The organism is Niveibacterium sp. COAC-50 (genome assembly GCF_013184235.1).
Lineage (GTDB): Bacteria > Pseudomonadota > Gammaproteobacteria > Burkholderiales > Rhodocyclaceae > Niveibacterium > Niveibacterium microcysteis.
Genome location: NZ_JABCJM010000003.1, coordinates 325,339 through 348,718 on the forward strand (window position 1 = coordinate 325,339; position 23,380 = coordinate 348,718).

The following is a 23,380-nucleotide window of genomic DNA, read 5'->3' on the forward strand; positions in this document are numbered from 1 at the left end:
TGCCGTCCGATTCTTACCACCAAGCTTCGAACTGCACGCCGTACGTGCCGCCGTTGCTAACCAGATCGGTGGTCTTGCCGTTCTGGACGCCAACACCACAGTCACGGCCGGTGCAACCACGATAGCCAGAGTTCTTCATGGCGTCGTTCCAGTTCGCGTACGTGTAGTAAGCGCGGATGGCCGGACGTGCCCAGAAGCTCTTGCCAGCGCTGATCTGACCAGCAACCGTCAGCTTGTTCATCGACTGCTCTTCTTGACCTTCATGCTTGCTCGAATCGTGGCCGAGTTCGCCGCCGATCGAGTAGAGGTCATTGAAGTGATACCAGACGCGAGCGCCAAGGTTCCAAGCCGTCGTGTTCTTGCCGTCCATACCCCACGGCAGGTACTCCTGCTTGGACTTCTGGTAGCCGAACGTGGCGGAACCGTTGACTTGGCCTGCATCGAAGACCAGGTGGTCAAGGAAACGGTAGCCGGTAGCGGTCAGGTCAGACGGAGCCCACCACTTGGCGGTACCGTCAAGGTTCGCACCGTCCTTAGCGTACTGGATCACAGCACGGTTGAAACCGCCCAGAACACCAATGGTGTGTTGTGCAGTCAGAGCGTAGCCGCTCGGGGTTTCGACGGTCGCGCCGGTGTTGTCTTCACGCGAGTTCGGAGCAACGTACTCGAGCATGAAGTCCATCGAGCCGAAACCACCCAGCTGGACAGCCTCAAGGCGCAGGTCATGCGTCGTCGTGGAGGTTGCACCGCCGTTCGTGTAGTTGACGGTTTGACCATCCAGAGCCGGCGAGCCGTAGCCCGGGCCAAAGCGGAAGTAGGCGTACGACAGCTTACCGAAGCCCACATCGACGTTTTCCAGACCAGCACCCGGACCGGTGACTTGGTTGTAGAAGAAGTCGGTCATGTGGATGTCTTGACGCTTGTAGTAGCGCTTACCAGCCCAGATATTGGCGGTCGCGAGCGGGCCGGAGCCGACGTTCGTCGCTTCTGCCCACATTTGGCGCCACGACGGGGCCGACTGTTCCCAGTCTTGCAGCTGTTGGGTACCGCCAGCGATCATGGTGTGCAGGTTGAACTTGGTCTCACCCTTTTCAGCCAGGTTGGCGTCGAAGGCGAGTTCAAAGTACGTGTCGCACTCGTTACCGAGACGGAAGTGGCCCAGGCCGCTCGGACCCCAGTAGCACACCATCGAACCGCCGTCGATCGACGAGCCAACGCCGCTGCGGGCATAGCCGTGGAAGTCAACTGCAGCGGCGCCAGCGCCGGCAGACAGCGTAGCGGCCGCGACGGCGGCAGCGATTGCGCTGAGTTTGAAGTTCATGTCACCTCTCCTGTGGTTTGTAAATGGCAAACCTAAAGATCTGCCGTTACGAAAAAACTGCACTGCAAAAACCTAGACCACTCCATTTGAGCGCACGAATGTGTTCTTCGGGCGTCTCGATACCGCGCCAGCAGCCTCAGGACTACGAGCGCAGTGCGGCTGCCTGTTCGGCCAACCGCGTAATTCCATCCCAGTCGCCCCGCTCCATCATGTCGATCGGCGCGAGCCAGCTCCCACCAACGCAAGCAACGTTCGGCAGTTCTAAGTAGCTAGACGCCGTCTCATAAGTGATCCCGCCTGTCGGGCAAAAAACGACATCGGGGAAAGGGCCGCCCAAAGCGCGCAACATTCCGATTCCACCGGCCTCACGGGCGGGGAAGAATTTGAGTGCGTCAAAACCCATGTCGCGAGCGATCATCAACTCGGCGGGCGTCATCACTCCCGGCAGGAGCGGCAAGGCGGGACCAACCGCGGCCTCCGCCAATTCACGGGTCAAACCGGGGCTCACAGCGAACATCGCACCTGCCGACACAGCCGACTCGAGATCAGCGGGACGCGTCACTGTGCCCACACCTACGATCGCGTCAGGCACTGCATCGCGCATCGCCTTCACGGCATCCAGCGCAACGTCCGTCCGAAGTGTTACTTCAAATACGCGAATGCCACCGCGTGCCAACGCGCGAGCCAACGGTGCCGCGTGATCCAGGTTCCGGATCACGATAACCGGCATAACGGGCCCAATGCGAAGAACGTCTTGTAGGTTCATCTGTATCTCAGTGAAAAGTTTCGAAGACGCTGCCGCCGAGCTCGGCTCCGCCTACCGCGTTGCGGAAGACACCGAAGAGCTCACGCCCCATGCCCCACTCGTTCGCGCGAATATCTGGCGACACTGCCGTGCGAGCACGGAGGTCGGCTTCAGCAAGAACAGCTTCCAGCCGGCCAGTTTCGGCATCCAGGCGAATCACGTCACCATCACGAAGCTTCGCAATTTCGCCGCCCGCCAATGCTTCCGGCGTCAGGTGGATTGCCGCGGGAATCTTCCCGGACGCCCCCGACATGCGGCCGTCAGTCACCAGTGCAACTTTGAAGCCCTTGTCCTGTATGTTCGCCAGCGTCGGCGTGAGCTTGTGAAGCTCAGGCATACCGTTTGCGCGAGGTCCTTGGAAGCGCACAACGACAACAACGTCACAATCCAGTTCGCCCCGCTTGGCTGCGTCGAGCATCGCGTTCTGACTTTCAAACACGCGCGCAGGCGCTTCCACCACGCGATGCTGGGGTTTGACGGCCGAAACCTTGATGACTGAGCGCCCAAGGTTGCCTTGCAGAACCTTGAGCCCGCCGTCGTGGCTGAACGGCTCTGATGCCGGCCGAAGAATCCCAGCGTCGCCACTCTCGGATGGAGCATCCACCCAGACCAAGCGCCCATCCGAGGACAGCGCCGGACTCTGAGCGTAACGGGACAAACCAACGCCCATGACCGTCTGAACGTCGTCGTGCAGCAAGCCCGCAGCGAGCAATTCGCGAATAAGGAAGGCCATTCCACCGGCGCGATGGAATTGGTTCACATCGGCAGCGCCGTTCGGATACACACGAGCAAGCAGTGGCACGACCGCGGACAGCGCATCGAAATCGTCCCAGTCAATGATCACACCCGCGGCACGCGCAATCGCAACGAGGTGCAAGGTGTGATTGGTCGAGCCGCCGGTCGCAAGCAGGCCAACGATCGCATTGATGATCGAACACTCATCGATCATTTGGCCGACCGGCGTGTAGGCGCCGCCCTGCCGCGAGATTGCAACGGCTTGACGTGCGGCCTCTTGGGTCAAGGCATAGCGCAGCGCGGTGCCCGGCGGCACAAATGCGGCACCCGGGAGATGAAGACCGAGAACCTCCATCAACATCTGATTGCTGTTGGCGGTTCCGTAGAACGTGCAGGTACCGGCTGAGTGATAAGCCTTGGATTCAGCCTCAAGCAACGCATCCGAGCCAATCTGCCCCGCGGCGTGCAGCTGGCGAACCTTGGCCTTTTCATCGTTCGTGATACCACTTGGCATCGGACCAGCCGGCACAAACACGGCCGGCAGGTGTCCGAACGACAAAGCTCCGATCAACAGGCCGGGCACAATCTTGTCGCAGACGCCCAGATAGAGCGCTGCATCAAACATGTTGTGCGACAGCGAGACAGCAGTCGCCATGGCGATGACGTCCCGCGAAAACAGTGACAGCTCCATGCCCGGCTGCCCCTGCGTGACACCGTCACACATCGCAGGCACACCGCCCGCCACTTGCGCCGTAGCGCCGACCGAGCGCGCAGCTTCTTTCAACCACTCCGGATAGTCACGCAGCGGCTGATGCGCCGACAGCATGTCGTTGTAGGCGGTGACGATTGCGAGGTTCGGACTGCGAAGCTCGCGGATCGCCAGCTTGTCTTGAGCCGGCGAAGCGGCAAATGCATGCGCAAGGTTCGTACATGACAACTCGGACCGATTCGTCGCCGCGGGTGCCGCGGAAACGCGCGCAAGATAAGCCGCACGGGTGGCAGCGCTACGCTGGCGAACCCGCTCGGTGATCTCGACGATTTTCGGATGGAGTGTCATGTACTTGTGTTCAAGTGTTTCGAACTACGTTTGCGGCGGATTGTAGTAATGCTACAAACCAAAAACAAGAAACCACTGATGCGCCGATACAAGATGTTGATCTAACCCAAGCCCCGCACCCCCACAAAACGCACTAGCCATTGATTAATAAAGACTTTTCAAAATCCTGCCTCGGCATTTTTTTGTTGCTACAAAGCAACACCTCTTGACCACTAAGCGCTGCCGCACCATCCGAGTGATCAGCGCACCAAGGCAGTTCCTTGAAAGCTTGTAGTTTTACTTCTTATACTTTCGCAAACATTGCAACGCCTTCTTCGTCGCGCAGCGCGAACGAGCTCAGGCAAAAGGACCGAACACATGTCTCAGATTCCAGCGCTTGACGTAGTGCTCTTCGGCGCGACCGGGGATCTGGTGATGCGGAAACTCGTCCCCGCGCTCTATCACCTCCATCAAGATGGTGTGCTGTCGCCGGACGTCCGCATCATCGGTGTTGCTCGCAGTGCGTTAACACGCGACGGATTCCGTGAGCGCATGCATTCGCAGGCCAGCGCATTTCTCGGCAGCGCTTACGATGAGGCAACCTGGCAGACATTTGCGGAGCGCATCGACTATCGTTCGGCCGACGCCACCCAACCGGATTCGTTCAAGGGACTGGCCGAGCTGATCGGGAAGTCGGCTCGGCCGTGCGTCTACTATCTATCCACCGCACCCCAGCTTTTCACCCCCACCTGTCGCAACCTTGCCGATGCAGGCCTGATCACGCCTGAAAGCCGCGTCATCCTCGAAAAGCCACTCGGAACGGATCTGGCCTCCAACAAGGCCATCAACGACGAGGTGGGCCAGTACTTCGGTGAGAAGCAGATCTTTCGCATTGACCATTACTTGGGCAAGGAACCGGTTCAGAACCTGCTTGCGCTGCGCTTCGGAAACGTATTGCTGGAGCCGCTATGGCGCGGCCAGTGGGTGCGCGACGTGCAGATCACAGTGGCCGAGCAGCTGGGCGTGGAATCGCGTGGCGAGTTCTACGAGAAGACCGGCGCAATGCGTGACATGGTGCAGAACCATCTGCTGCAGTTGCTCTGCATCACCGCCATGGAGCCACCGGCCTCACTTGAGCCGGACGCAGTACGTGACGAAAAGCTCAAGGTGCTCCGTGCGCTGAAGCCCATTACCGGCGCGGCGGTGGCCAACAACACCGTGCGAGGGCAATACCGCGCGGGAGCGGTGGGCGGTCAACCGGTGAAGGGTTATCTCGAAGAGTCGGGTATCGCTGCAGACAGCAGCACGGAGACCTTCGTCGCAATCAAGGCTGAAATCGGATCTTGGCGTTGGGCGGGCGTGCCCTTCTACCTCAGGACCGGCAAGCGAATGCAGGAGAAGCTTGCAGAGATCGTCATCAATTTCAAGCCGATCCCTCACTGCATTTTCGACACCTGCTACGTCGGCCGACCGGTAAATCGCCTGGTTATCCAGATGCAGCCCGACGAGACAGTGCATCTGCATCTGCTGGCCAAACAACCCGGCAACACCATGCGGCTGGGTGAGGTCGCGCTGGACATGGACTTCTCGGAAACGTTCAAGACGCGTCAACTTGAGGCCTATGAGCGCCTGCTTATGGATGCAATGCTGGGCAACCTAACCCTGTTTGTACGACGCGACGAACAGGAGGCCGCTTGGCGTTGGGTGGAGCCGATCATCAACGCATGGGCCGAGAGCGGCGAAAAACCCAAGTCCTACACTGCTGGAACATGGGGCCCGGCGGCTTCAAGCGCCTTGCTTGGACGTAACGGCCATGCCTGGCACGAGGAGATCTGATGGCGCTACAAGTCCACGCCTATCAATCGGCAAGTGCGCTTGACGCCACGCTCGCACACTGGGTTGGCGCACGCCTGTGTGATGGGATCTCCCAACGCGGCCACGCGAGCATGGTTGTGTCCGGCGGCAAGACCCCGCTCGGATTCTTTGAGCAACTCCGGACTCTTGATCTCGACTGGAACAAGGTCACCGTCACGCTTGCAGACGAGCGCTGGGTTGCGACGGACCATGCCGACAGCAACGAACTTTTCGTGCGTAAGCACCTCCTTGCCGACAAGGCCAGCGTGGCACGCTTCATCCCGCTCAAGTTCGAGGCGGACACCCCATCTGTCGGTGCGCGACTCGCCAGCAGGGCGTTAGCCGCACTGGACTGCCCGTTCGACGTTGTCATTCTCGGAATGGGCGAAGACGGCCACACCGCGTCGCTGTTCCCCGGCTCACCGCAGATCACCGCAGGCTTATTCGATGCCTCCGGTGACGCCTGTCTTGCAACCGAAAACACCAGCAAGGCGCCGCGGTGGCGTATCACGCTTACAGCGCCGCGTCTCCTCCGCGCCCACAACATTGCAGTCCACATTACCGGTGCCGCCAAATGGTCACTGCTCGGCGACGCGCTCGCCGGCCACGACGTGGAACGGCTGCCAATTCGATTCGCACTTAACCAGGAAAGGGTCCCCTGTCATGTCTTCTGGTGCCGCTAGCACCTATCCTCGCCTCCTCGGCGACATTGGTGGCACAAACGCTCGCTTTGCGCTGATCCGCTCTGAGGGCGGGCCGATTGAGGACATTCGCACCCTGCCCGGCGCGAACTACGCTGGCCCGGCGGAGGCAATCGAGGCCTATCTCGCAGAGGTCGGCGGAGACCGCCCGACCTCAGGTGCGATCGGTATTGCAAACCCGATCGACGGCGATCGGATCAAGATGACCAACCACACTTGGGCATTCTCGATCGACGCCGTGCGCCAGCAACTCGGATTCACCCGACTTGTCTTCATCAACGATTTCACAGCGCTCGCGCTGTCCCTGCCCTTCTTGCCCGACAACGAGTTGCATCAGGTTGGCGGCGGCAAGCGCGAAGAGAACCGCGCAATTGCCGTGCTGGGCCCGGGTACCGGCCTGGGCGTATCCGGTTTGGTGCCATCCGCCGAAGGCTACCTGCCGCTCGAGGGTGAAGGCGGGCATGTAACGATGGTGGGCACAAATGCGGAGGAAACCGCTGTGATCGCCAAGGCGCGCGAGACCTTCCCGCACGTTTCCGCCGAGCGCCTGATCTCTGGCCCGGGCTTGGTCACGCTGCACGAATCGCTCGCTACCGTTCGCGGCCTCCCCTCGCCAGGGCTGGACGCACCTGCGATCACCAACGGCGCCCTGGACGGCTCCAATGCACTCGCTTTGGATTCGGTCAACATGTTCTGCGGCATGTTGGGCACAATTGCGGGCAATCTTGCGCTGACGCTGGGTGCCAAGGGAGGCGTGTTCATCGGTGGCGGTATCATTCCGCGACTGGGTGACTTCTTCGACCGTTCGCCGTTCCGCAGCCGGTTCGAAGACAAAGGACGATTCCGGCCTTATCTGGAAACCGTGCCCGTATTTGTCATCCACTCCGCCTACCCTGCCTTTACCGGCGCCGCGGTAGCGCTTGAGCGCGCGCTGGCTCAGCACTGATCTGCTCAGCCAGGACGGCGCGTCGGCCCTGGTCGACGCGCCGTATCATTTTTGTGGGCGGTCGTAGTACCGGCCCAGCAGCAATCTCCCCCTAATCAATAAGGAGTTGTCCATGAATCCCTCTTCGACCGGCGCGTGGAAAGCGCTCGCGCAACACGCTGAACAGTGGAAGAAACTGCATCTGCGTGAAGTGTTCTCGGAAGATCCGGCACGCGCCCAGCGTTATGTTGCCGACGCATGCGGGATTCAGCTCGACTACTCTAAGAATCGTGTCAGCGACGAAACGCTGGCGCTGCTGCGTCAGCTTGCCGACGAAACCGGCGTGCAAGCCCGCCGCGATGCCATGTTCCGTGGCGAGAAAATCAACAGCACCGAAAACCGCGCGGTGCTTCACGTCGCGCTGCGCAATCGCAGCAACACCCCGATCACGGTCGATGGCGAGAACGTGATGCCGGGCGTGAACGAAGTGCTCGAGCGGATGTTTGCGTTCGCTGACACCGTCCGCAGCGGCGCGTGGAAAGGTCGCACCGGAGAATCGATTACCGACGTCGTCAACATCGGCATCGGCGGTTCCGACCTCGGCCCGCTGATGGTCTGCGAAGCGCTGAAGCCCTATGCGCACGACAGCATCAAGATGCACTTCGTGTCGAACGTCGATGGCGCGCAGATCGCCCAGACGCTGCGCAAGCTGAATCCGGCCACGACGCTGTTCATCATCGCGTCCAAGACGTTTACCACGATCGAGACGCTGACCAACGCACACACGGCACGCGACTGGTTCCTCGCGTCGGGCGCGTCCGAAGCGGATATCGCCAAGCACTTCGTCGCAGTGTCGACCAACGGTGCTGCGGTGAGCAAATTTGGGATCTCGACCGACAACATGTTCGGTTTCTGGGACTGGGTCGGCGGCCGTTACTCGCTGTGGTCCGCAATCGGCCTGCCTATCGTGCTGTCGATCGGTCCTGACAATTTCAAGGCATTGCTGGGTGGCGCCCATGCGATGGATGAGCATTTCCGCACTGCGCCTGCCGAGAAGAATCTGCCGATGCTGCTCGGCCTGATCGGCGTCTGGTACGCGAACTTCCTCGGCTCGCCCTCTGTCGTGATCGCGCCGTACAACCAGAACCTGCATCGCCTGCCCGCCTACCTGCAGCAGCTCGATATGGAGTCGAACGGCAAGGGCGTGCGCAGCGAAGGCGACAAGGTTGACTACGCAACCGGCCCCATCATCTGGGGCGAGCCGGGCATCAACGGCCAACACGCCTACTTCCAGCTGCTGCACCAGGGCACGCACCTGATCCCGCTCGATTTCATCCTTGCGCTGGAGCAGAGCGACATGGACCCGAAGCATCACGCGGTGTTGATCGCGAGCTGCTTTGCGCAAGCCGCAGCGCTGATGCGTGGCAAGACCCCGGACGAAGTGCGTGCAGAGCTCGATAAGGCCGGCGTCACCGGCGAACGCGCTGACATGCTGGTCAAGCACCGCACCTTCGACGGTAACCGCCCGAGCAACATGATGCTGCTGGACAAGCTGGACCCGGCGCATCTTGGCGCGTTGATTGCGCTGTACGAGCACAAGGTGTTTGTTCAGGGTGCCGTTTGGGGTATCAACTCCTACGACCAGTGGGGTGTGGAACTCGGCAAACAGCTCGCCAGCGGCATCGAGCGCGCGCTCAAGGGCGGCGGCGGTGAGCTAGACTACGACGCTTCGACCCAGCGCCTGATCGGCACCGCGCGTTCGCGCCTGTCGCTCGACCGCTGACCCCAGCGCAGCCCTTCGCATGGTGCGAAGGGCTGCCTGAAGCCTGAACTGGAGGAGTTTCACACGATGCAACACAAGCGCATGAAGTCGCGCTTCTTGGCGACACTTGCACTGGCGATGACCGCCACTCTTGTAACCCCGACAGTTCAGGCTGGCTGGTTTGACCAGTCTTTGTTCGGCCCGAGCGATGAAAAGCGGCTCAACGAGTGGGCCAAGAGCCCTGAGAAGAAAATGACTTGGGGCGAATGGGATTTCATTCGCCTTGCGACCCGCGGAGACGGCTCAAAACCTAACGCCCACCCGGTACAGCTAAACGTCAAACAGGTCGCCGCAGCGCTCGCTTCGGTTCAGGGCATACCGTTCAAGGACGTGAAGCCACTGTTCTCGGAAAGCGAAGTGGAGCGGCTGTCGCAAGCGATCGTGGCCGGCCTGAAGAATGCAACGCCCGATCAAGAGCTCGTGTTTGTCAGCACGGGTCAGCACTTGTGGACCGGACTCGTCGCGCCTGTCGTCGGCAACTGCGGCCGAATCTTCTTTGCCGATGGGAAGCTGAACATCCTGCTAGGCATGCACCACGCCGATTTTGTGGCCGACAAACAAAGTGGCTCCCGCCAAGACCCGAAGTTCGACTTCGGCTCACGCAGCACCCCTGCCAAGAATGTGAACTTGACGGGCGTAACAGAAGGTCAGGCCACCTTGGTCCGTAACGACTGGATCGCACTTACGCTTCAGCCGGACACAGCACCGGCCGCGACCGGGGCGACCGCGGCAGCAGCCCCGGCGGCCGTGGCACCCAGTACAGACACTTTCTACACGAAGCAGGAAAGCCGGCTCAAGGCACTGCAGCGCCTACGCGATCAGGGGCTGATCACGGAAGCGGAGTTCCAGGCGAAGCGCGCCCAGATCATCAAGGATCTGTAAGGCTGAGGACGGCACCGACCGGTGCCCTTCGTAAAACAAAAACGACGCCAATCGGCGTCGTTTTTGTTTGTGCGGTGCGGATCAGTTGCATCACACCTGCATGTTCATGATGTCCTGGTAAGCCGTGACCAGGCGGTTGCGGACCTGGACCATTTGCTGGAACGAGAGGTTGGCCTTCTGCAGGTTGACCATCACGTCCTGCAGATTGACGTTTGGATCTCCGGCAGAGAACTGCTCGGACATCGCCTTGGCATCGTTCTGGGCTTGGCTGACCTGCTGAAGCGCGCCCTGCAGCACTTGCGAGAAATCGACACCTTCGCCGCCCTCGACGGACGCAGGTTTGCCCGCCGCTGCTTCTGCAGTGGCGCGCATCTGGCCAATCATCTGTTCAATGCCGCGCGTATCCATGGCTGTTCCTTTCCGTCACCTGATCCAGCAAGCTACATGCCAGATTCAGATGTCCGCCCCCTCCGCCCGATATTGCTGAAGCTTGTAGCGCAGGGTTCGCTCGGAGATGCCGAGCTTCTCCACGGCCAGTTTGCGCGAGCCGCCGACTGATTTCAAGGTATCCAGGATGTGCTGCTTCTCCAGATCCCGCATGTTGCTGGGCTTTTCGTCCAGTGCGGGGAGCGAATCGGTCATCGCCACCACCGCGTCAGAGAGCGGTGCGGCACTCGCCTGCGGCAGGCACAAGCGCATGTCCGCCGCTTCAACGAGCTCGCCTCGCGCGAGAATCGCGGCGCGCTGCAATGTGTTTTCCAACTCCCGAACGTTGCCGGGCCAATGCCATGCGGCAAGAATTGCCGCCGCCTCCGGCGACAGGCGCGCGAGCTTGCCGATCCGCTCGCCATGGCGATGCAGGAAATGGTTTGCGAGCGCTGCCACGTCGCGCGGGCGCTCACGCAAGCTCGGGATTGCGATCGGAAAGACGTTGAGGCGGTAGTAGAGATCTTCGCGGAAGCGGCCGCTCTGGACTTCGCGCAGCATGTCGCGGTTGCTGGTCGCCAGCACGCGGATGTCCAGCGACACCGGCTTCTTGCCGCCAACGCGCTCAACCTCGCGCTCCTGCAGTACGCGCAGCAATTTGGCCTGCAGCGGCAAGGGCATTTCAGAGATTTCGTCGAGCAGCAGCGTGCCGCCATCCGCCTGCTCGAACTTGCCTGCCTGCGAGGTCTGCGCGCCAGTAAACGCGCCCTTCTCGTAACCGAATAATGTGGCTTCGAGCAGCGTTTCCGGGATTGCGGCGCAGTTGATCGCGACGAATGGGCCGTTGGCCCGGCGGGAGTGACGGTGGATGTAGCGCGCAAAGACTTCCTTGCCGGTACCGGACTCGCCGGTGAGCAACACCGTTGCATCCGTCTCGGCCACCCGTGCAGCCAACGCCAGCACATCGCGCGTACGCGGGTCTTCGGCCACCATTTCGGACTCGTCCGGCGTGGCGGTAGCGTAGCGGCGCACTTGATCGAGCAGCACCGCAGGCTCGAAGGGCTTGAGAAGGAAGTCGCAGGCGCCCGCGCGCATCGCCGCGACCGCAGTACCCACGTCGCCGTAGGCGGTCATCAGCATGACCGGTAGCTGCGGATGTCCGGCACGGATGGCATCGAGCAGTTGCAAGCCGTCCATCGGTTGCATTCGCAGGTCGCTGACGACGAGGTTGAACGCGTCGCGATCCAGCGCAGCCAGCGCCGCCGGGCCGTCACCCACGGCAGTGACCGCGTGGCCCGCTGTCTCCAGCGTAAATGCGACGGCGTCGCGGATATCCGGGTCATCCTCGACCACCAGGATGTGCAGGGTTTCAATCATGCCGCGTCCTCCCGAACCGGCAGAGGTAGATCGAGCACAAAGGTGCTGCCCTCTCCCGGGTTCGATCGTAGTGTGATGTCGCCACCGTGCGCGCGCGCCACGCCACGGGCGATCGCCAAGCCCAGGCCGGTGCCATCGGCGCGGGTGGTGAAGAAGGGTTCAAACAGTCGTGCCTGGAGTGCGGCATCGATACCGCGGCCATTGTCCTCGACGACAAAACGTACGCGACCATCGGCGTTCGAGGCGAGAAGGCTGATCTGGCCGCCCTCACCCACTGCCTGCAAGGCGTTTTCAAGCAGGTTGGTCAGTGCCCCGGCGATGTCCTTGCGATGCCCAGCGAAACGTACGCCGGGGCACGCACAGCGGCTCGTGAAACGCACCGCGCGACGTGCGGCGACGGGCTCGATCGTGTGTTCGAGTTCGGCCACCAGTTCACACACATCGAAGTCTTCGGTGCCGAGCGCCTCGCCACGGGCGAAGCTGAGCATGTCGCGAATCAGGCGTTCCAGGTGACGCAAACGGTCCAGGGTACGTTCAGCGCAGCGCGCACGATCGGCCGGCGCGAGGCTCGGTTCGGCGAGATTGCCGGCATACAACAAAGCCGCCGCCAACGGGGTGCGCAACTGGTGAGCCAGACCGGCGACCATCTCGCCCATTGCCGCCAACCGTTCGTTCCGCGCGACGTTACGGCGCATCAGCCACGCCTCGGTCACATCATGCAGCAAAACGATGCGGCCACCGGCGGAGTCTTCCGCCGTTTGAGACAGCGAGAGCCGGCGCAGCGAATCTGCCGCGCCACGTTCGAACTCGGCTGGCGCTTCGGTGGGGGTGAGCAAGGTGTCGCACACAGCCTGCCAGTCCTGCCCGACCAGGCCGTCGTCTAGCATCGCTCTGCCGGCTGCGTTCACCTGCTCGATGCGCCCCTGCGCATCAAGTAGCACGACGCCGGCGGGCAGCGCCGCGAGCAGCCCGGTCAGGCGCTCGTTCAGGCGTTCAACCTGGCGTTCCAGCCCGGAATAGGCCTGTGTGAGCTGTGCGGAGGCCTCCGAGAACTGGCGGAAGGCCTCGGCGAGCTGTGCGGCATCGAGCGGCGGCTGGATCGTCTCTTGCATGATCTGGTTGAGCGTCTCGGACCCTTTTTCCGGCCCTGCTCGCAGATTAATGGCAGGCGACCGGCAACAAGCGGCGAATAGGCGGCAAAAACTGCCGCTTAAACGGACTTTGCACTTGCGGCAGCGGCAAGACAATGCACCCATCCAGAAAAGGGCCTTTGCGCCCAAGAGGTCAAGATCATGGCCGAAGCCGAACTGACTGCCGACCAGCCCGCGCCGCCCACATCGCCGCTTGAGCTGATCCGCGACAACTTCAACCGCCTCACCGCGCGCCAGAAAATTGCCGGTGCCGCGGCGATTGCCGTTTCGATCGCACTGCTCACCGGCGTCTGGCTGTGGAGCAAGCAACCGAACTACGCGGTGCTGTTCTCCGGGCTGGCCGAGAAGGACGGCGGCGCCATCATTACGGCGCTGCAGGCGCAGAACGTGCCGTTCAAGGTCACCGACAACGGTTCGGCGATCCTGGTGCCGGCGCAGCAAGCCGCAGAATTGCGCCTGCGCATGGCCAGCCAGGGCCTGCCGAAAGGCGGTTCGGTTGGCTTTGAGCTGATGGAAGGCAACCGCATCGGCATTTCGCAATTCCTCGAACAGGTTAACTACCAGCGCGCCCTCGAAGGCGAACTGGGCCGGACCATCGGCTCGATCAATGCAGTGCAGAACGCGCGTGTGCATCTGGCGATTCCGAAACAGACCGCCTTCCTGCGCGATGAGCAGAAGCCCTCGGCCTCAGTCGTGCTCACGCTGCATGCTGGTCGCGCGCTGGACAATGGCCAGATCGCTGGCATCGTCAATCTGATCTCGGCATCGGTGCCGCAACTGACCGCCTCGGCCGTCAGCGTCATCGATCAGAACGGCAACCTGCTGACGACCAAGGCCGACCCAAGCGGGCTCGATGCCACGCAGATCAAGTATGTGCGCGAACTCGAAGATCGCTTCGTGCGCCGCATCGAGAGCATCCTGGAACCGATCGTTGGTCAGGCCAACCTGCGCGCCCAAGTCACCGCGGACGTGGATTTCGATCAGCAGGAACAGACGGCAGAGAGCTACAAGCCGAATCCGAGCCCCAACCAGGCGATCCGCAGCCAGCAGCTCTCGGATAACACCACGATGCAGCCGGCGCCGGCCGGCGTGCCTGGCGCGCTGAGCAACCAACCGCCTGTGCCGGCGACTGCGCCGATCACGACGCCCGCCGCCCCGGGCACCCCAGGTGCCGCCAACCAGGCGCAGCCGCTTTCGTCGAGCAAGAACTCGACGACAAACTACGAGCTCGACAAGACAGTGCAGCACACCAAGCGCGCGCTGGGCCAGGTTCGCCGCCTCTCGGTGGCGGTGGTCGTGAACCACCGCAGCGAGCGCGACGCCAAAGGCAACGTTCGCACCGTGCCGCTGTCTGAAGCCGAGATGAAGCAGGTCAACGACCTCGTGCGCGAAGCGGTCGGTTACAACGAAACACGCGGCGACACGGTCAACGTGGCCAATGCGCCCTTCACCGAATCGCTGCGCAAGGGCGACGAAGTGCCGTGGTGGAAGGATCCGGAACTGCGCGCGATGGCGCTGGATCTGGCACGCTGGCTCCTGTTGGGCCTGGTTGCAGCCTTCCTGTGGCTGCGCGTGCTGCGGCCGTTGGTCCGTACCGTCGCACCGCCGCCGGTGGTGGCCGAAGGCGCCGAAGCAGGCGAAGAAGGCGGCGAAGAAGAGGAGGAAGGCTACGTGGTCACGCTCAACGAGCAAGGCGAAGTGCCGGACGACCAGTTGCTGCCGCCGGAAGTGCGGATGGAAGAGATCGCGCGCATGAGCTTCGATCGCAAGATCGCGAAGGTGCGCGAGATCGCGGTGAAGAATCCGAAGGTGATCGCAACGCTGATGAAGGAATGGATGGGGAGCCAGCCAAATGAGCGACGCTGAAGAGGGAATCAACAAGGCCGCGTTGCTCCTGCTCACGCTGGGGCCTGACGAGGCGGCGGACATCCTCAAGCACATGTCGCCGCGTGAGGTGCAGAAGCTGGGCCTCGCAATGACCCGGCTGACGCCGCAAGGCCGCGAAGTGATCGAGGCCTTGATCAACGAGGTTGCGATCTACGCCGCGAAGAGTTCGCCGGTGCAGGCCGATGACGAGAAGATCCGCATCATGCTGACCAAGGCACTCGGCGACGAGCGCGCCGCCAACCTGCTCTCGCGCGTGCTGCAGGGCTCGGACACGGCGGGTATCGAGTCGCTCAAGTGGATGGATGCGGCCACTGCGGCTGACCTGATCAAGAACGAACACCCGCAGATCATCGCGACGATCCTGGTGCACCTTGAGTTCGACCACGCTGGCGAGATCCTCAAGCATTTCTCCGAGCGCCAACGCAACGACGTGCTGCTGCGCATCGCAACGCTCGACGGTGTGCAGCCGACTGCGCTGAAGGAACTGAACGAAGCACTCACCCGCGTGCTGTCGGGCTCGACGCAGCTGAAGAAGACGTCGATCGGCGGTGTACGCCATGCGGCGGACATCCTCAACTTTGTCGGCAGTGCGGCGGAGACCGCGATCCTCGACAACGTGCGCGAGTACGACCCGGATCTGGCCCAGCGTATCCTCGACGAAATGTTCGTCTTCGATAACCTGATGGACGTCGACGACCGCGGCATCCAGACGATTCTGCGCGAAGTGCAGTCCGACCAGCTGGTCATCGCACTCAAGGGCGCCAACCCGGAGATGCGCGAGAAGGTGTTCAAGAACATGTCGCAACGTGCGGCGGAAATGCTGCGCGAGGACCTGGAATCGAAGGGCCCGGTTCGCCTCTCGGAGGTCGAAGCCTCGCAGAAGGAAATCCTCAAGATCGCCCGCCGCCTTGCCGAGGAAGGCCAGATCGTCATCGGCGGCAAGGGTGGCGACGACTTCGTCTAAGGCGGAACCGCATAAGCCATGGCAAACGAACTCGTCATCCGCGCCAATCAGGCCACCGGCGCCTACCGCCGCGTGCAGTTCGAGGATTTTGCGGCGCCGCAGGTTCTCGACGAGCCCGAACCAGCGATCGACATGGCGCCAGCGCCGGAGCCCGTCGCCGAGCCGATCATCGAACCGGAGCCGGAGCTTCCCACCGGCCCGATCGAGATCGCACCCGGCGTCCACTTGCCGACGGCCGACGAGGTCGACCAGATTCATCAGGAAGCCTACAAGGCCGGCTACGACATCGGTTACGAAGAAGGCAGCGCACGCGGGCGACTGGAGGCCGCTGAACTGCACCAGTTGCTGGGTCAGTTCAAGGACACGCTGGATCATCTCGACGAGTCGATCGGCGCGGAGATTCTTGCGCTGTCGCTTGAAGTGGCGCGTTTGGTAGTACGGGAGCAGATCAAGCAAAGGCCCGAGAGCCTGCTGGTCGTGATTCGCGAAGCGCTGGCGCAGTTGCCGCAGCAGCATGCGGTGCTGCATGTGAATTCGGCCGACGATGCGCTGGTACGGCAATACCTCGGCGAACAGCACGCCCACGCGGGTCACCGCATCGTGGAGGACGACTCGGTCGAGCGCGGTGGCTGCCGCATCGAAGTTGCAGGCACGCTGCTCGACGCAACGGTCGCAACGCGCTGGCGCCGGGTGGTCGAGAACCTCTCTCGCGAACATCCGTGGGAGGATGAGTGATGCCGCGCCTCGCCGACTCCTGGCGTGATTATCTGGAAGACTGCCGCAAGATGGCGGCGGTCGCCTCCCCCTACCAGGTCGCCGGCCGCCTGACACGGATCAACGGCCTTGTCATGGAGGCCTCGGGGCTGAAGCTACCACTTGGGTCCGGTTGCCGAATCCTGATTCCGGGCGGCGGGTCGGTGGAAGCCGAAGTTGTCGGCTTTACGGGCGACAAGCTGTACATGATGCCGACCGACGATGTGTTCGGCCTCGCGCCCGGCGCGCAAGTGGTACCCAACGATCCGGCACAGCCCAAGCTGAGCACCTCAGAACGCGTCGAACCCCGGCGCCGCGCGTCGGACCGCGCGAAGCATCTACCGGTGGGCAATGAACTGCTCGGCCGCGTCGTCGATGGCGCCGGCCGGCCGCTCGATGGTCTCGGGCCGCTCGAAGTGAAGCACACCCGTTCGCTGCAGAGCCGGCCGTTCAACCCGCTGCTCCGCGCCCCGATCGCAGCAAGTCTCGACGTCGGAATCCGCACCATCAATGCGCTGCTGACGATCGGGCGTGGTCAGCGGATGGGTCTGTTCGCAGGCTCTGGCGTCGGCAAATCGGTGCTGATCGGCATGATGGCGCGCTACACCGAGGCCGAAGTGATCGTCGTCGGGCTGATTGGCGAACGGGGCCGCGAGGTGAAGGAGTTCATCGAACAGAACCTCGGGCCAGAGGGGCGCGCGCGCTCGGTTGTCGTGGCCGCACCGGCAGACACCAGTCCGCTGATGCGGCTGCAAGGGGCGGCCTATGCCACCACGGTGGCAGAACACTTCCGCGATCAGGGCAAGCAAGTGCTCCTGATCATGGACTCGCTGACCCGCTACGCGATGGCACAGCGCGAGATCGCGCTGGCGATCGGCGAACCGCCGGTTACGCGCGGCTACCCGCCGTCGGTCTTCGCGCGCTTGCCGGCGTTGGTCGAGCGCGCCGGTAACGGGCCAGAGGGGGGCGGGTCCATCACGGCCTTCTACACCGTGCTCGCCGAAGGCGACGACCAGCAGGATCCGATTGCCGACTCGGCCCGCGCGATCCTCGACGGCCACATCGTGTTGTCCCGCGCACTGGCGGATCAAGGGCACTACCCCGCGATCGACATGGAGCAGTCCATTTCGCGGGCGATGCACAACCTCATCAAGCCTTCGCATTTCGAGCTGGTAAGGCGCTTCAAGCAACTGTTCTCGCGCTATCAGCGCTCGCGCGACCTGATCGCCGTCGGCGCCTATCAAGCCGGGTCGGATGTGCTGCTCGACGAGGCTGTGCGCGCCTATCCGCAGCTGGAAGCCTTCCTCCAGCAAGGCATCAACGAGCGCGCCGGCTATGAGCAAAGCCTGGCTGCCCTGCACACGCTGTTCGGTGTCGAAACCTGATCGCCCGTGATAGCCGGATCAGGTCAAACCGATGCGTGCTTTTGCGCGCGCGGCCTTGTCGGCGTATATATTGAAAGCCGGCACCCCGCCGGATTCGCTGCATCCCGCGCATGTCCAACGCACTGCAAACCCTGATCGAACTTGCCCAGAGCCGCATGGACGATGCGGCCAAGCGCCTTGGCGCACTGCTCGCAAGCGGCCAGGCGCATGAGCAGAAGCTCGAAATCCTCGTCCAGTACCGCGAGGAGTACCACAACCGCTTCCGCGCCGCCGCGCAGACCGGCATCTCGCCCGAAGCCTGGCGCAACTACTCCACTTTCATTGCGAAGCTCGACGAAGCGGTATTCGAGCAGGAACAGATCGTCGCGCGCGCCCGTGAGCAGGTCGTGGCCGGCAAGCAAGCCTGGGTGGACGAACGCAACCGCAAGAAGGCCTTTGACACCCTCGCCACACGCCAGCAAGCAGTTGCCCTTCGCAAGGAATCGCGGGCCGAACAACGCATTACCGACGAGCATTCGGCCAAGCTCTTTCGAACCAAGCAGGAAGAAGCCCAGGACGATTCCGACAGTACACCGGGCAACGGCTCGATCACGCCCGAAGGGCCCGCGGACCCGACCTGAGCCGCTGGCACGCGCCTTGCTGAAAGCTGGCTGACACAGCCGGCGGCAACCGCCCCGAGGAGCAGAACATGCCAGCAATGAACGTGAGCCCAAGCCCAATGCCCGCCCCGGTGAGCAACACCGCGCCGGTGCAGGCGAATCAGCCGGCAAATGCCGCCGAATCAAGCACGGACAACGGCAAGCCGGCGAACTTCGCCAATGCGCTGGATGGCGCCAAAGCCAAGACGCAGAAGGCGGAGAGCGACAAGGCAAGCGACCGTTCGGACACCGATGCGACGGCGGCCACCGACGATCCGGCGCGGCTCGCGCAAATCGCCGCTGCATTGCTGGCTTCGCTGGGCGCCCCGGTCACCGAGAAGCCTGCGGCCACCCTGCCGACACAAGGCGATGCGCAGGCCGCGCAAACCGGCAGCCCTGACGGCAGCCTCTTGCCGCTGGACGGCAAAGCGCTGCCGGCTGCGGCAGTTCCTGCCGCGCAAGGCAGCAATGGCGAAACCTCGGCTGACACATCGGACAAGGCCGCTGCGGCGAATGCCCTTTTGGCCCAGACCAGCAATCGCACGGCCGCGACAGCCAGCGACGAAAAGCCCAACCCCGCCGTGACCGCGCTTGGCGATTCGGCCAAGCAGCCCATCGCAGCGGTTGTCGCGGAAGCAAGCGGCAAAGCCGCGCAAACCAAGGCTGTCATCGTGGACACGGCAGCTCAGGCAAGTGCCCCGACGCAACCGACGGTGTCACCTTGGGCGGATACGCTCGCCAACCGTACGGCGGAGGCCGCACGCACCGAAGCACCGCAGTTCCCTGTCCGCACTCCGGTTTCGCAAAGCGGCTGGGCAGACGACGTGGGCAACCGAATGGTCTGGATGGCCGGCAAGGAGCTTGGCCGCGCGGAGTTGATCCTCACGCCGCCACACCTGGGCCGCGTCGAGATCACGCTGAACGTAAACGGCGACCAGACCACGGCGCATTTCGTTACCGCTACGCCAGCAGCACGCGAGGCGATCGAACAATCGATCCCACGACTGCGCGAATTGATGACCGACGCTGGGCTCAACCTGGGCCAGGTCAACGTGAGTGCGAACGGCACCAACGATCCGTCGCAGGAACAACGCAGCTGGGGTGGACCCCAACGCGGCGCGCGCCAGGTCGCGGTGGACGACACGGCCGAGGTTGTAGGCTTGGCCCGCCCGGCCTGGTCGCAGTCAGGCCGCGGCATGGTTGATACGTTTGCCTGAATTACCGGTCCGGAAGGCCTCAGTTCGGCGCTTTGATGGCCGTAGACAGAGGGAATAATCATCCCTAGCGGTACCTCAGTCCGGAAACACTCAGGTACCGTCAGGCCTCACCGACTGATCGAGAAGGATTTCTGTAATGTCCAGCAAGCCCGCCAAACCTGCAGCCGAAGGCGAAGCCGCCCCGAAGAAGAGCAAGAAGATGCTGATCATCATCGTCGCGGCGGTGGTGGGGCTCGCGCTTGCCGGAGGCGGCGCCTTTCTCCTGCTGGGCAAGAAGAAGAAGGCTGCGGCCGAAGGGGAAGAAGCTCAAGCCGACGAGGAAAAACCGGCTGCCCATGCCGATCCGAAGGCACCGCCGGTGTTCGTGCCGCTGGAACCCTTCGTCGTAAACCTGCAGCCGGAAAACGGCGAGCAGTACCTGCAGGTGGTGCTCTCGTTCCGCGTGGCGGACACACACACCGGCGACCAGATCAAGCTGCTGATGCCCGAAATTCGCCATCGCATCCTGATGCTGCTGTCGGGCAAGAAAGCGTCCGAGATCGCCAACCCCGAAGGGCGCGAGGCCCTCGCCGCGGAGATCCGTACGGAGGCGAACACCTCGCTGGGCTATGAGCCGCCCAAGAAGAAGAAAAAAGGCGCTGATCACGACGAGGGCGGGCCGATCGTGTCCGTGCTCTTTACTTCTTTCATCGTCCAGTAAGGACAATACGGGACAGACCGGGACTCGACCATGGCTCAAGACTTTCTCTCGCAGGAAGAGGTCGATGCGCTACTCCGTGGCGTCACCGGTGAAACCGATGAAGTCGACCAGGGCGACACCGACACCAGCGGCATACGCAACTACAACCTTGCGACGCAGGAACGGATTGTTCGTGGGCGCATGCCCACGATGGAGCTCATCAACGAGCGCTTTGCGCGCAACCTGCGCATCGGGCTTTTCAACTACATGCACCGCAACACCGAAGTATCGGTGGGGCCGATCAAGGTGCAGAAGTACAGCGAGTTCGTACGCAACCTGGTGGTGCCGACCAACCTGAACCTGATCATGGTGAAGCCGCTGCGCGGCACCGGCCTGATCGTGTTCGATCCGAACCTGGTGTTCCTCGTGGTGGACAACATGTTCGGCGGCGACGGACGCTTCCACACCCGGGTTGAAGGGCGCGATTTCACTGCGACCGAACAGCGCATCATTCGCGGCTTGTTGCAGGTGGTATTCAGCGAGATGGAAAAGGCCTGGGCGCCGGTGTTCGGCATCCAGTTCGAGTACGTCCGCTCGGAGATGAACCCGCAGTTCGCCAATATCGCGACGCCAAGCGAGATCGTGGTGTCGATGAACTTCGCGCTGGAATTCGGCGGCACTCAGGCGGACATGCACCTGTGCCTGCCCTACTCCACCGTCGAACCGATCCGCGATCTGCTCTACAGCACGATGCAGTCTGACCACCTCACGCAAGACAAGCGCTGGGTTGGCCTGATGACGAAGCAGATCCAGAGCATCGAGCTCGACCTCACGGTGGACCTCGCGAAGACAACGGTCAGGCTCCGCGACGTCGTGCAATTCAAGGTGGGCGACATCATTCCGCTCGACATACCGGAGCTGGTGCAGGGCCATGTGGATGGCGTACCGGCTTTCGAGGGCAAACACGGCATCAGCCACGGCTATCACGCCGTGCGAATCGAACGGCTGGTGCCGCCGGAGGACCGCGAGATCAACCTGATCGCGGCCAAACTGGGAGGCCATGATGGCTGAAGACGAACAAATCAGTGAAGACGACTGGGCAGCCGCAATGCAGGAGCAGGCGGTTGCGGACGCGGCGATGGCCGAACCGCCACCGCCAGAGCCCGCTCGTGCCGCGTTTCCGGAATTCGGCGCAGGAGAAAAACCGACGTCGATGAACGACTTCGACATGATTCTGGACATCCCAGTCCAGATCACCGTCGAACTCGGTCGCACGAAACTCTCGATCCGCAACTTGCTGCAGTTGGCCCACGGCTCGGTTGTCGAACTCGATGCGCTGGCGGGCGAACCGATGGATGTGCTGGTCAACGGCACGTTGATCGCGCAGGGCGAAGTGGTCGTGGTCAACGACAAGTTCGGTATCCGTCTCACCGACATCATCACGCCGTCGGAGCGCATGCGTAAGGTTCGCGGCCTCTGACGGTCAGCAAGCAGTCCTGTCCATGATGGGTGCTGGCACGATCTGAACGCCGGCGAACACCCAGGCCAACGGAAAGCGCGCCCGCCAAGCATCGGAATAGGGCCCGCTTTCCCGCGCTAATCCGCGGGCCGGCAATTCTTGCCGGCCGCAAAATGGCATCGCATATCCAGCCGGTGATACCGCGATGTCCAAACCTTCAAGCCTGTCTCTTCCCGCGTTGCTCGCTGCCCTGCTTGCGCCCGCTTCGGCGTCCGCCGCAGTCGCCGATGCAGGTGGCAGTCTGCTGTCGATGCTGTTCGGGCTTGCCGTGGTACTCGCCAGCCTCTACGGCCTGCTGCATGTCGTAAAACGGCTTCAGGCGCGTAGCGGCAGCGGCCAGGCCACGCTGCGCATCATCGGAGGCACCGCCGTCGGGCCACGCGAGCGCGTCGTCTTGGTCGAACTGGGCGAAAAAGTTCTGGTGCTGGGCGTTGCGCCCGGTCGCATCACCGCACTGCAGACACTCGACACCGCCGAGGTCCCTCGCAGTGCGCCGCCAGCCCCGATCGAGGGTGACTTCCAGCGCAAGCTTGCATCCCTGCTGAAAGGGGGTCGCCATGAAGCTTGACCTACGCCGCGCATTGCTCGCGCTGCCCCTTGTTTTCACTGCGCTGCCCGCGCTCGCACAGGCTTTGCCCGCCTTCAGCAGCACCCCCGGACCGGGCGGCGCGCAGACCTACTCGATCACCGTGCAAACGCTGGTGATGATGACCTCCTTGGTCTTCATCCCCGCGATCGTGCTGATGATGACGAGCTTCACCCGGATCATCATCGTCTTCGCGTTGCTGCGTCATGCGCTCGGCACCCAGACCTCGCCGCCGAACCAGGTGATCATGGGGCTGTCGCTGTTCCTCACGTTCTTCATCATGAGCCCTGTTGCGGACCGGGTCTACGAGGACGCCTACAAGCCACTGGCCGAGGGGCGCATCGAGTTCGACGTTGCCTTGCAGCGGGCCTCGGTGCCGGTGAAGGGCTTCATGCTCAAGCAGATGCGGGAGGCGGATCTCTCCCTCTTCGCGCAACTTGCCAAGACACCCAAGGTGAACAAGGCCGAAGAACTGCCGATGCGCGTGATCATCCCGGCCTTCGTTACCAGCGAGCTGAAGACTGCATTCCAGATCGGCTTCATCGTGTTCCTGCCCTTCCTCATCATCGACATGGTGGTCGCGTCGGTGCTGATGTCCATGGGCATGATGATGATGTCGCCCGTGATCGTCTCGCTGCCATTCAAGTTAATGCTGTTCGTGCTGGTCGATGGCTGGAATCTGGTCGTCGCAACACTCGTCAATAGTTTCGCGTAGGG

General features: G+C 62.6%; 22 protein-coding genes. 16 read left to right on the top strand and 6 right to left on the bottom strand.

Annotated elements, in window-relative coordinates; genetic code table 11:
* Positions 1–13: 13 nt before the first annotated feature.
* The 3 genes from HH302_RS14650 to edd form a co-directional block, all read right to left on the bottom strand.
* On the bottom strand, positions 14–1,321 hold the full coding sequence (locus tag HH302_RS14650) for a carbohydrate porin (protein ID WP_172202975.1): 1,308 nt from the start codon (positions 1,319–1,321) through the stop codon (positions 14–16).
* A gap of 142 nt (positions 1,322–1,463) precedes the next feature.
* Positions 1,464–2,087 (bottom strand): bifunctional 4-hydroxy-2-oxoglutarate aldolase/2-dehydro-3-deoxy-phosphogluconate aldolase, encoded by a 624-nt coding sequence (eda, locus tag HH302_RS14655; protein WP_172202976.1) that lies wholly within the window; start codon positions 2,085–2,087, stop codon positions 1,464–1,466.
* Between the two features lie 7 nt (positions 2,088–2,094).
* The gene (edd, locus tag HH302_RS14660) at positions 2,095–3,918 is read right to left on the bottom strand and encodes a phosphogluconate dehydratase (protein WP_172202977.1); all 1,824 of its coding nucleotides are present in this window, start codon (positions 3,916–3,918) and stop codon (positions 2,095–2,097) included.
* A gap of 357 nt (positions 3,919–4,275) precedes the next feature.
* On the opposite strand from edd, the gene zwf reads away from it, so the two are divergent.
* The 5 genes from zwf to HH302_RS14685 all read left to right on the top strand — a co-directional run bounded on the left by zwf (position 4,276) and on the right by HH302_RS14685 (position 10,081).
* A complete protein-coding gene (gene zwf, locus HH302_RS14665) occupies positions 4,276–5,733 on the top strand; it encodes a glucose-6-phosphate dehydrogenase (protein ID WP_172202978.1) in 1,458 nt (485 codons plus the stop codon).
* Positions 5,733–6,434: a 6-phosphogluconolactonase gene (gene pgl, locus HH302_RS14670; RefSeq protein ID WP_172202979.1), complete on the top strand. Its 702-nt coding sequence runs from the start codon at positions 5,733–5,735 to the stop codon at positions 6,432–6,434. Before zwf ends, pgl begins: the two co-directional genes overlap by 1 nt.
* The gene (locus tag HH302_RS14675) at positions 6,415–7,398 is read left to right on the top strand and encodes a glucokinase (protein WP_172202980.1); all 984 of its coding nucleotides are present in this window, start codon (positions 6,415–6,417) and stop codon (positions 7,396–7,398) included. Before pgl ends, HH302_RS14675 begins: the two co-directional genes overlap by 20 nt.
* A gap of 112 nt (positions 7,399–7,510) precedes the next feature.
* Entirely contained in the window at positions 7,511–9,160 is a 1,650-nt protein-coding gene (pgi, locus tag HH302_RS14680) for a glucose-6-phosphate isomerase (protein WP_172202981.1), read from the top strand.
* A gap of 66 nt (positions 9,161–9,226) precedes the next feature.
* Entirely contained in the window at positions 9,227–10,081 is an 855-nt protein-coding gene (locus tag HH302_RS14685; RefSeq protein WP_172202982.1) for an SHOCT domain-containing protein, read from the top strand.
* A gap of 90 nt (positions 10,082–10,171) precedes the next feature.
* Here the strand turns inward: HH302_RS14685 and fliE are convergent, their stop codons facing one another.
* The 3 genes from fliE to HH302_RS14700 are packed head-to-tail and all read right to left on the bottom strand — an operon-like array spanning position 10,172 to position 12,996.
* A complete protein-coding gene (fliE, locus tag HH302_RS14690) occupies positions 10,172–10,489 on the bottom strand; it encodes a flagellar hook-basal body complex protein FliE (protein ID WP_172202983.1) in 318 nt (105 codons plus the stop codon).
* 45 nt (positions 10,490–10,534) lie between these two features.
* On the bottom strand, positions 10,535–11,884 hold the full coding sequence (locus tag HH302_RS14695; RefSeq protein WP_172202984.1) for a sigma-54 dependent transcriptional regulator: 1,350 nt from the start codon (positions 11,882–11,884) through the stop codon (positions 10,535–10,537).
* Positions 11,881–12,996, bottom strand: coding sequence for a PAS domain-containing sensor histidine kinase (locus HH302_RS14700; RefSeq protein ID WP_172202985.1), 1,116 nt, complete (start codon positions 12,994–12,996; stop codon positions 11,881–11,883). Before HH302_RS14700 ends, HH302_RS14695 begins: the two co-directional genes overlap by 4 nt.
* A 180-nt stretch (positions 12,997–13,176) precedes the next feature.
* Here HH302_RS14700 and fliF point away from each other — a divergent pair, with 180 nt between their 5' ends.
* From fliF to fliP, 11 genes are all read left to right on the top strand, one after another.
* Positions 13,177–14,901, top strand: a complete 1,725-nt coding sequence (gene fliF, locus HH302_RS14705) for a flagellar basal-body MS-ring/collar protein FliF (protein ID WP_172202986.1) — start codon at positions 13,177–13,179, stop codon at positions 14,899–14,901.
* Positions 14,888–15,886, top strand: coding sequence for a flagellar motor switch protein FliG (gene fliG, locus HH302_RS14710; RefSeq protein ID WP_172202987.1), 999 nt, complete (start codon positions 14,888–14,890; stop codon positions 15,884–15,886). The genes fliF and fliG overlap by 14 nt, the downstream gene beginning before the upstream one ends.
* A gap of 18 nt (positions 15,887–15,904) precedes the next feature.
* Positions 15,905–16,621, top strand: coding sequence for a FliH/SctL family protein (locus tag HH302_RS14715; protein WP_172202988.1), 717 nt, complete (start codon positions 15,905–15,907; stop codon positions 16,619–16,621).
* Entirely contained in the window at positions 16,621–18,024 is a 1,404-nt protein-coding gene (gene fliI / locus HH302_RS14720) for a flagellar protein export ATPase FliI (protein WP_172202989.1), read from the top strand. Before HH302_RS14715 ends, fliI begins: the two co-directional genes overlap by 1 nt.
* A 110-nt stretch (positions 18,025–18,134) precedes the next feature.
* The gene (fliJ, locus tag HH302_RS14725) at positions 18,135–18,644 is read left to right on the top strand and encodes a flagellar export protein FliJ (protein WP_172202990.1); all 510 of its coding nucleotides are present in this window, start codon (positions 18,135–18,137) and stop codon (positions 18,642–18,644) included.
* Between the two features lie 68 nt (positions 18,645–18,712).
* Positions 18,713–19,879, top strand: a complete 1,167-nt coding sequence (locus tag HH302_RS14730; protein ID WP_172202991.1) for a flagellar hook-length control protein FliK — start codon at positions 18,713–18,715, stop codon at positions 19,877–19,879.
* 199 nt (positions 19,880–20,078) lie between these two features.
* Positions 20,079–20,579 (top strand): flagellar basal body-associated FliL family protein, encoded by a 501-nt coding sequence (locus tag HH302_RS14735; RefSeq protein ID WP_253946159.1) that lies wholly within the window; start codon positions 20,079–20,081, stop codon positions 20,577–20,579.
* A gap of 30 nt (positions 20,580–20,609) precedes the next feature.
* The gene (gene fliM / locus HH302_RS14740; RefSeq protein WP_172202993.1) at positions 20,610–21,629 is read left to right on the top strand and encodes a flagellar motor switch protein FliM; all 1,020 of its coding nucleotides are present in this window, start codon (positions 20,610–20,612) and stop codon (positions 21,627–21,629) included.
* Positions 21,622–22,038, top strand: a complete 417-nt coding sequence (gene fliN / locus HH302_RS14745; protein ID WP_172202994.1) for a flagellar motor switch protein FliN — start codon at positions 21,622–21,624, stop codon at positions 22,036–22,038. The genes fliM and fliN overlap by 8 nt, the downstream gene beginning before the upstream one ends.
* A gap of 184 nt (positions 22,039–22,222) precedes the next feature.
* Positions 22,223–22,645, top strand: coding sequence for a flagellar biosynthetic protein FliO (gene fliO, locus HH302_RS14750; RefSeq protein ID WP_246479851.1), 423 nt, complete (start codon positions 22,223–22,225; stop codon positions 22,643–22,645).
* Complete coding sequence (gene fliP, locus HH302_RS14755; protein ID WP_172202995.1) at positions 22,635–23,378, top strand: flagellar type III secretion system pore protein FliP; 744 nt, start codon at positions 22,635–22,637, stop codon at positions 23,376–23,378. The genes fliO and fliP overlap by 11 nt, the downstream gene beginning before the upstream one ends.
* Positions 23,379–23,380: the final 2 nt, after the last annotated feature.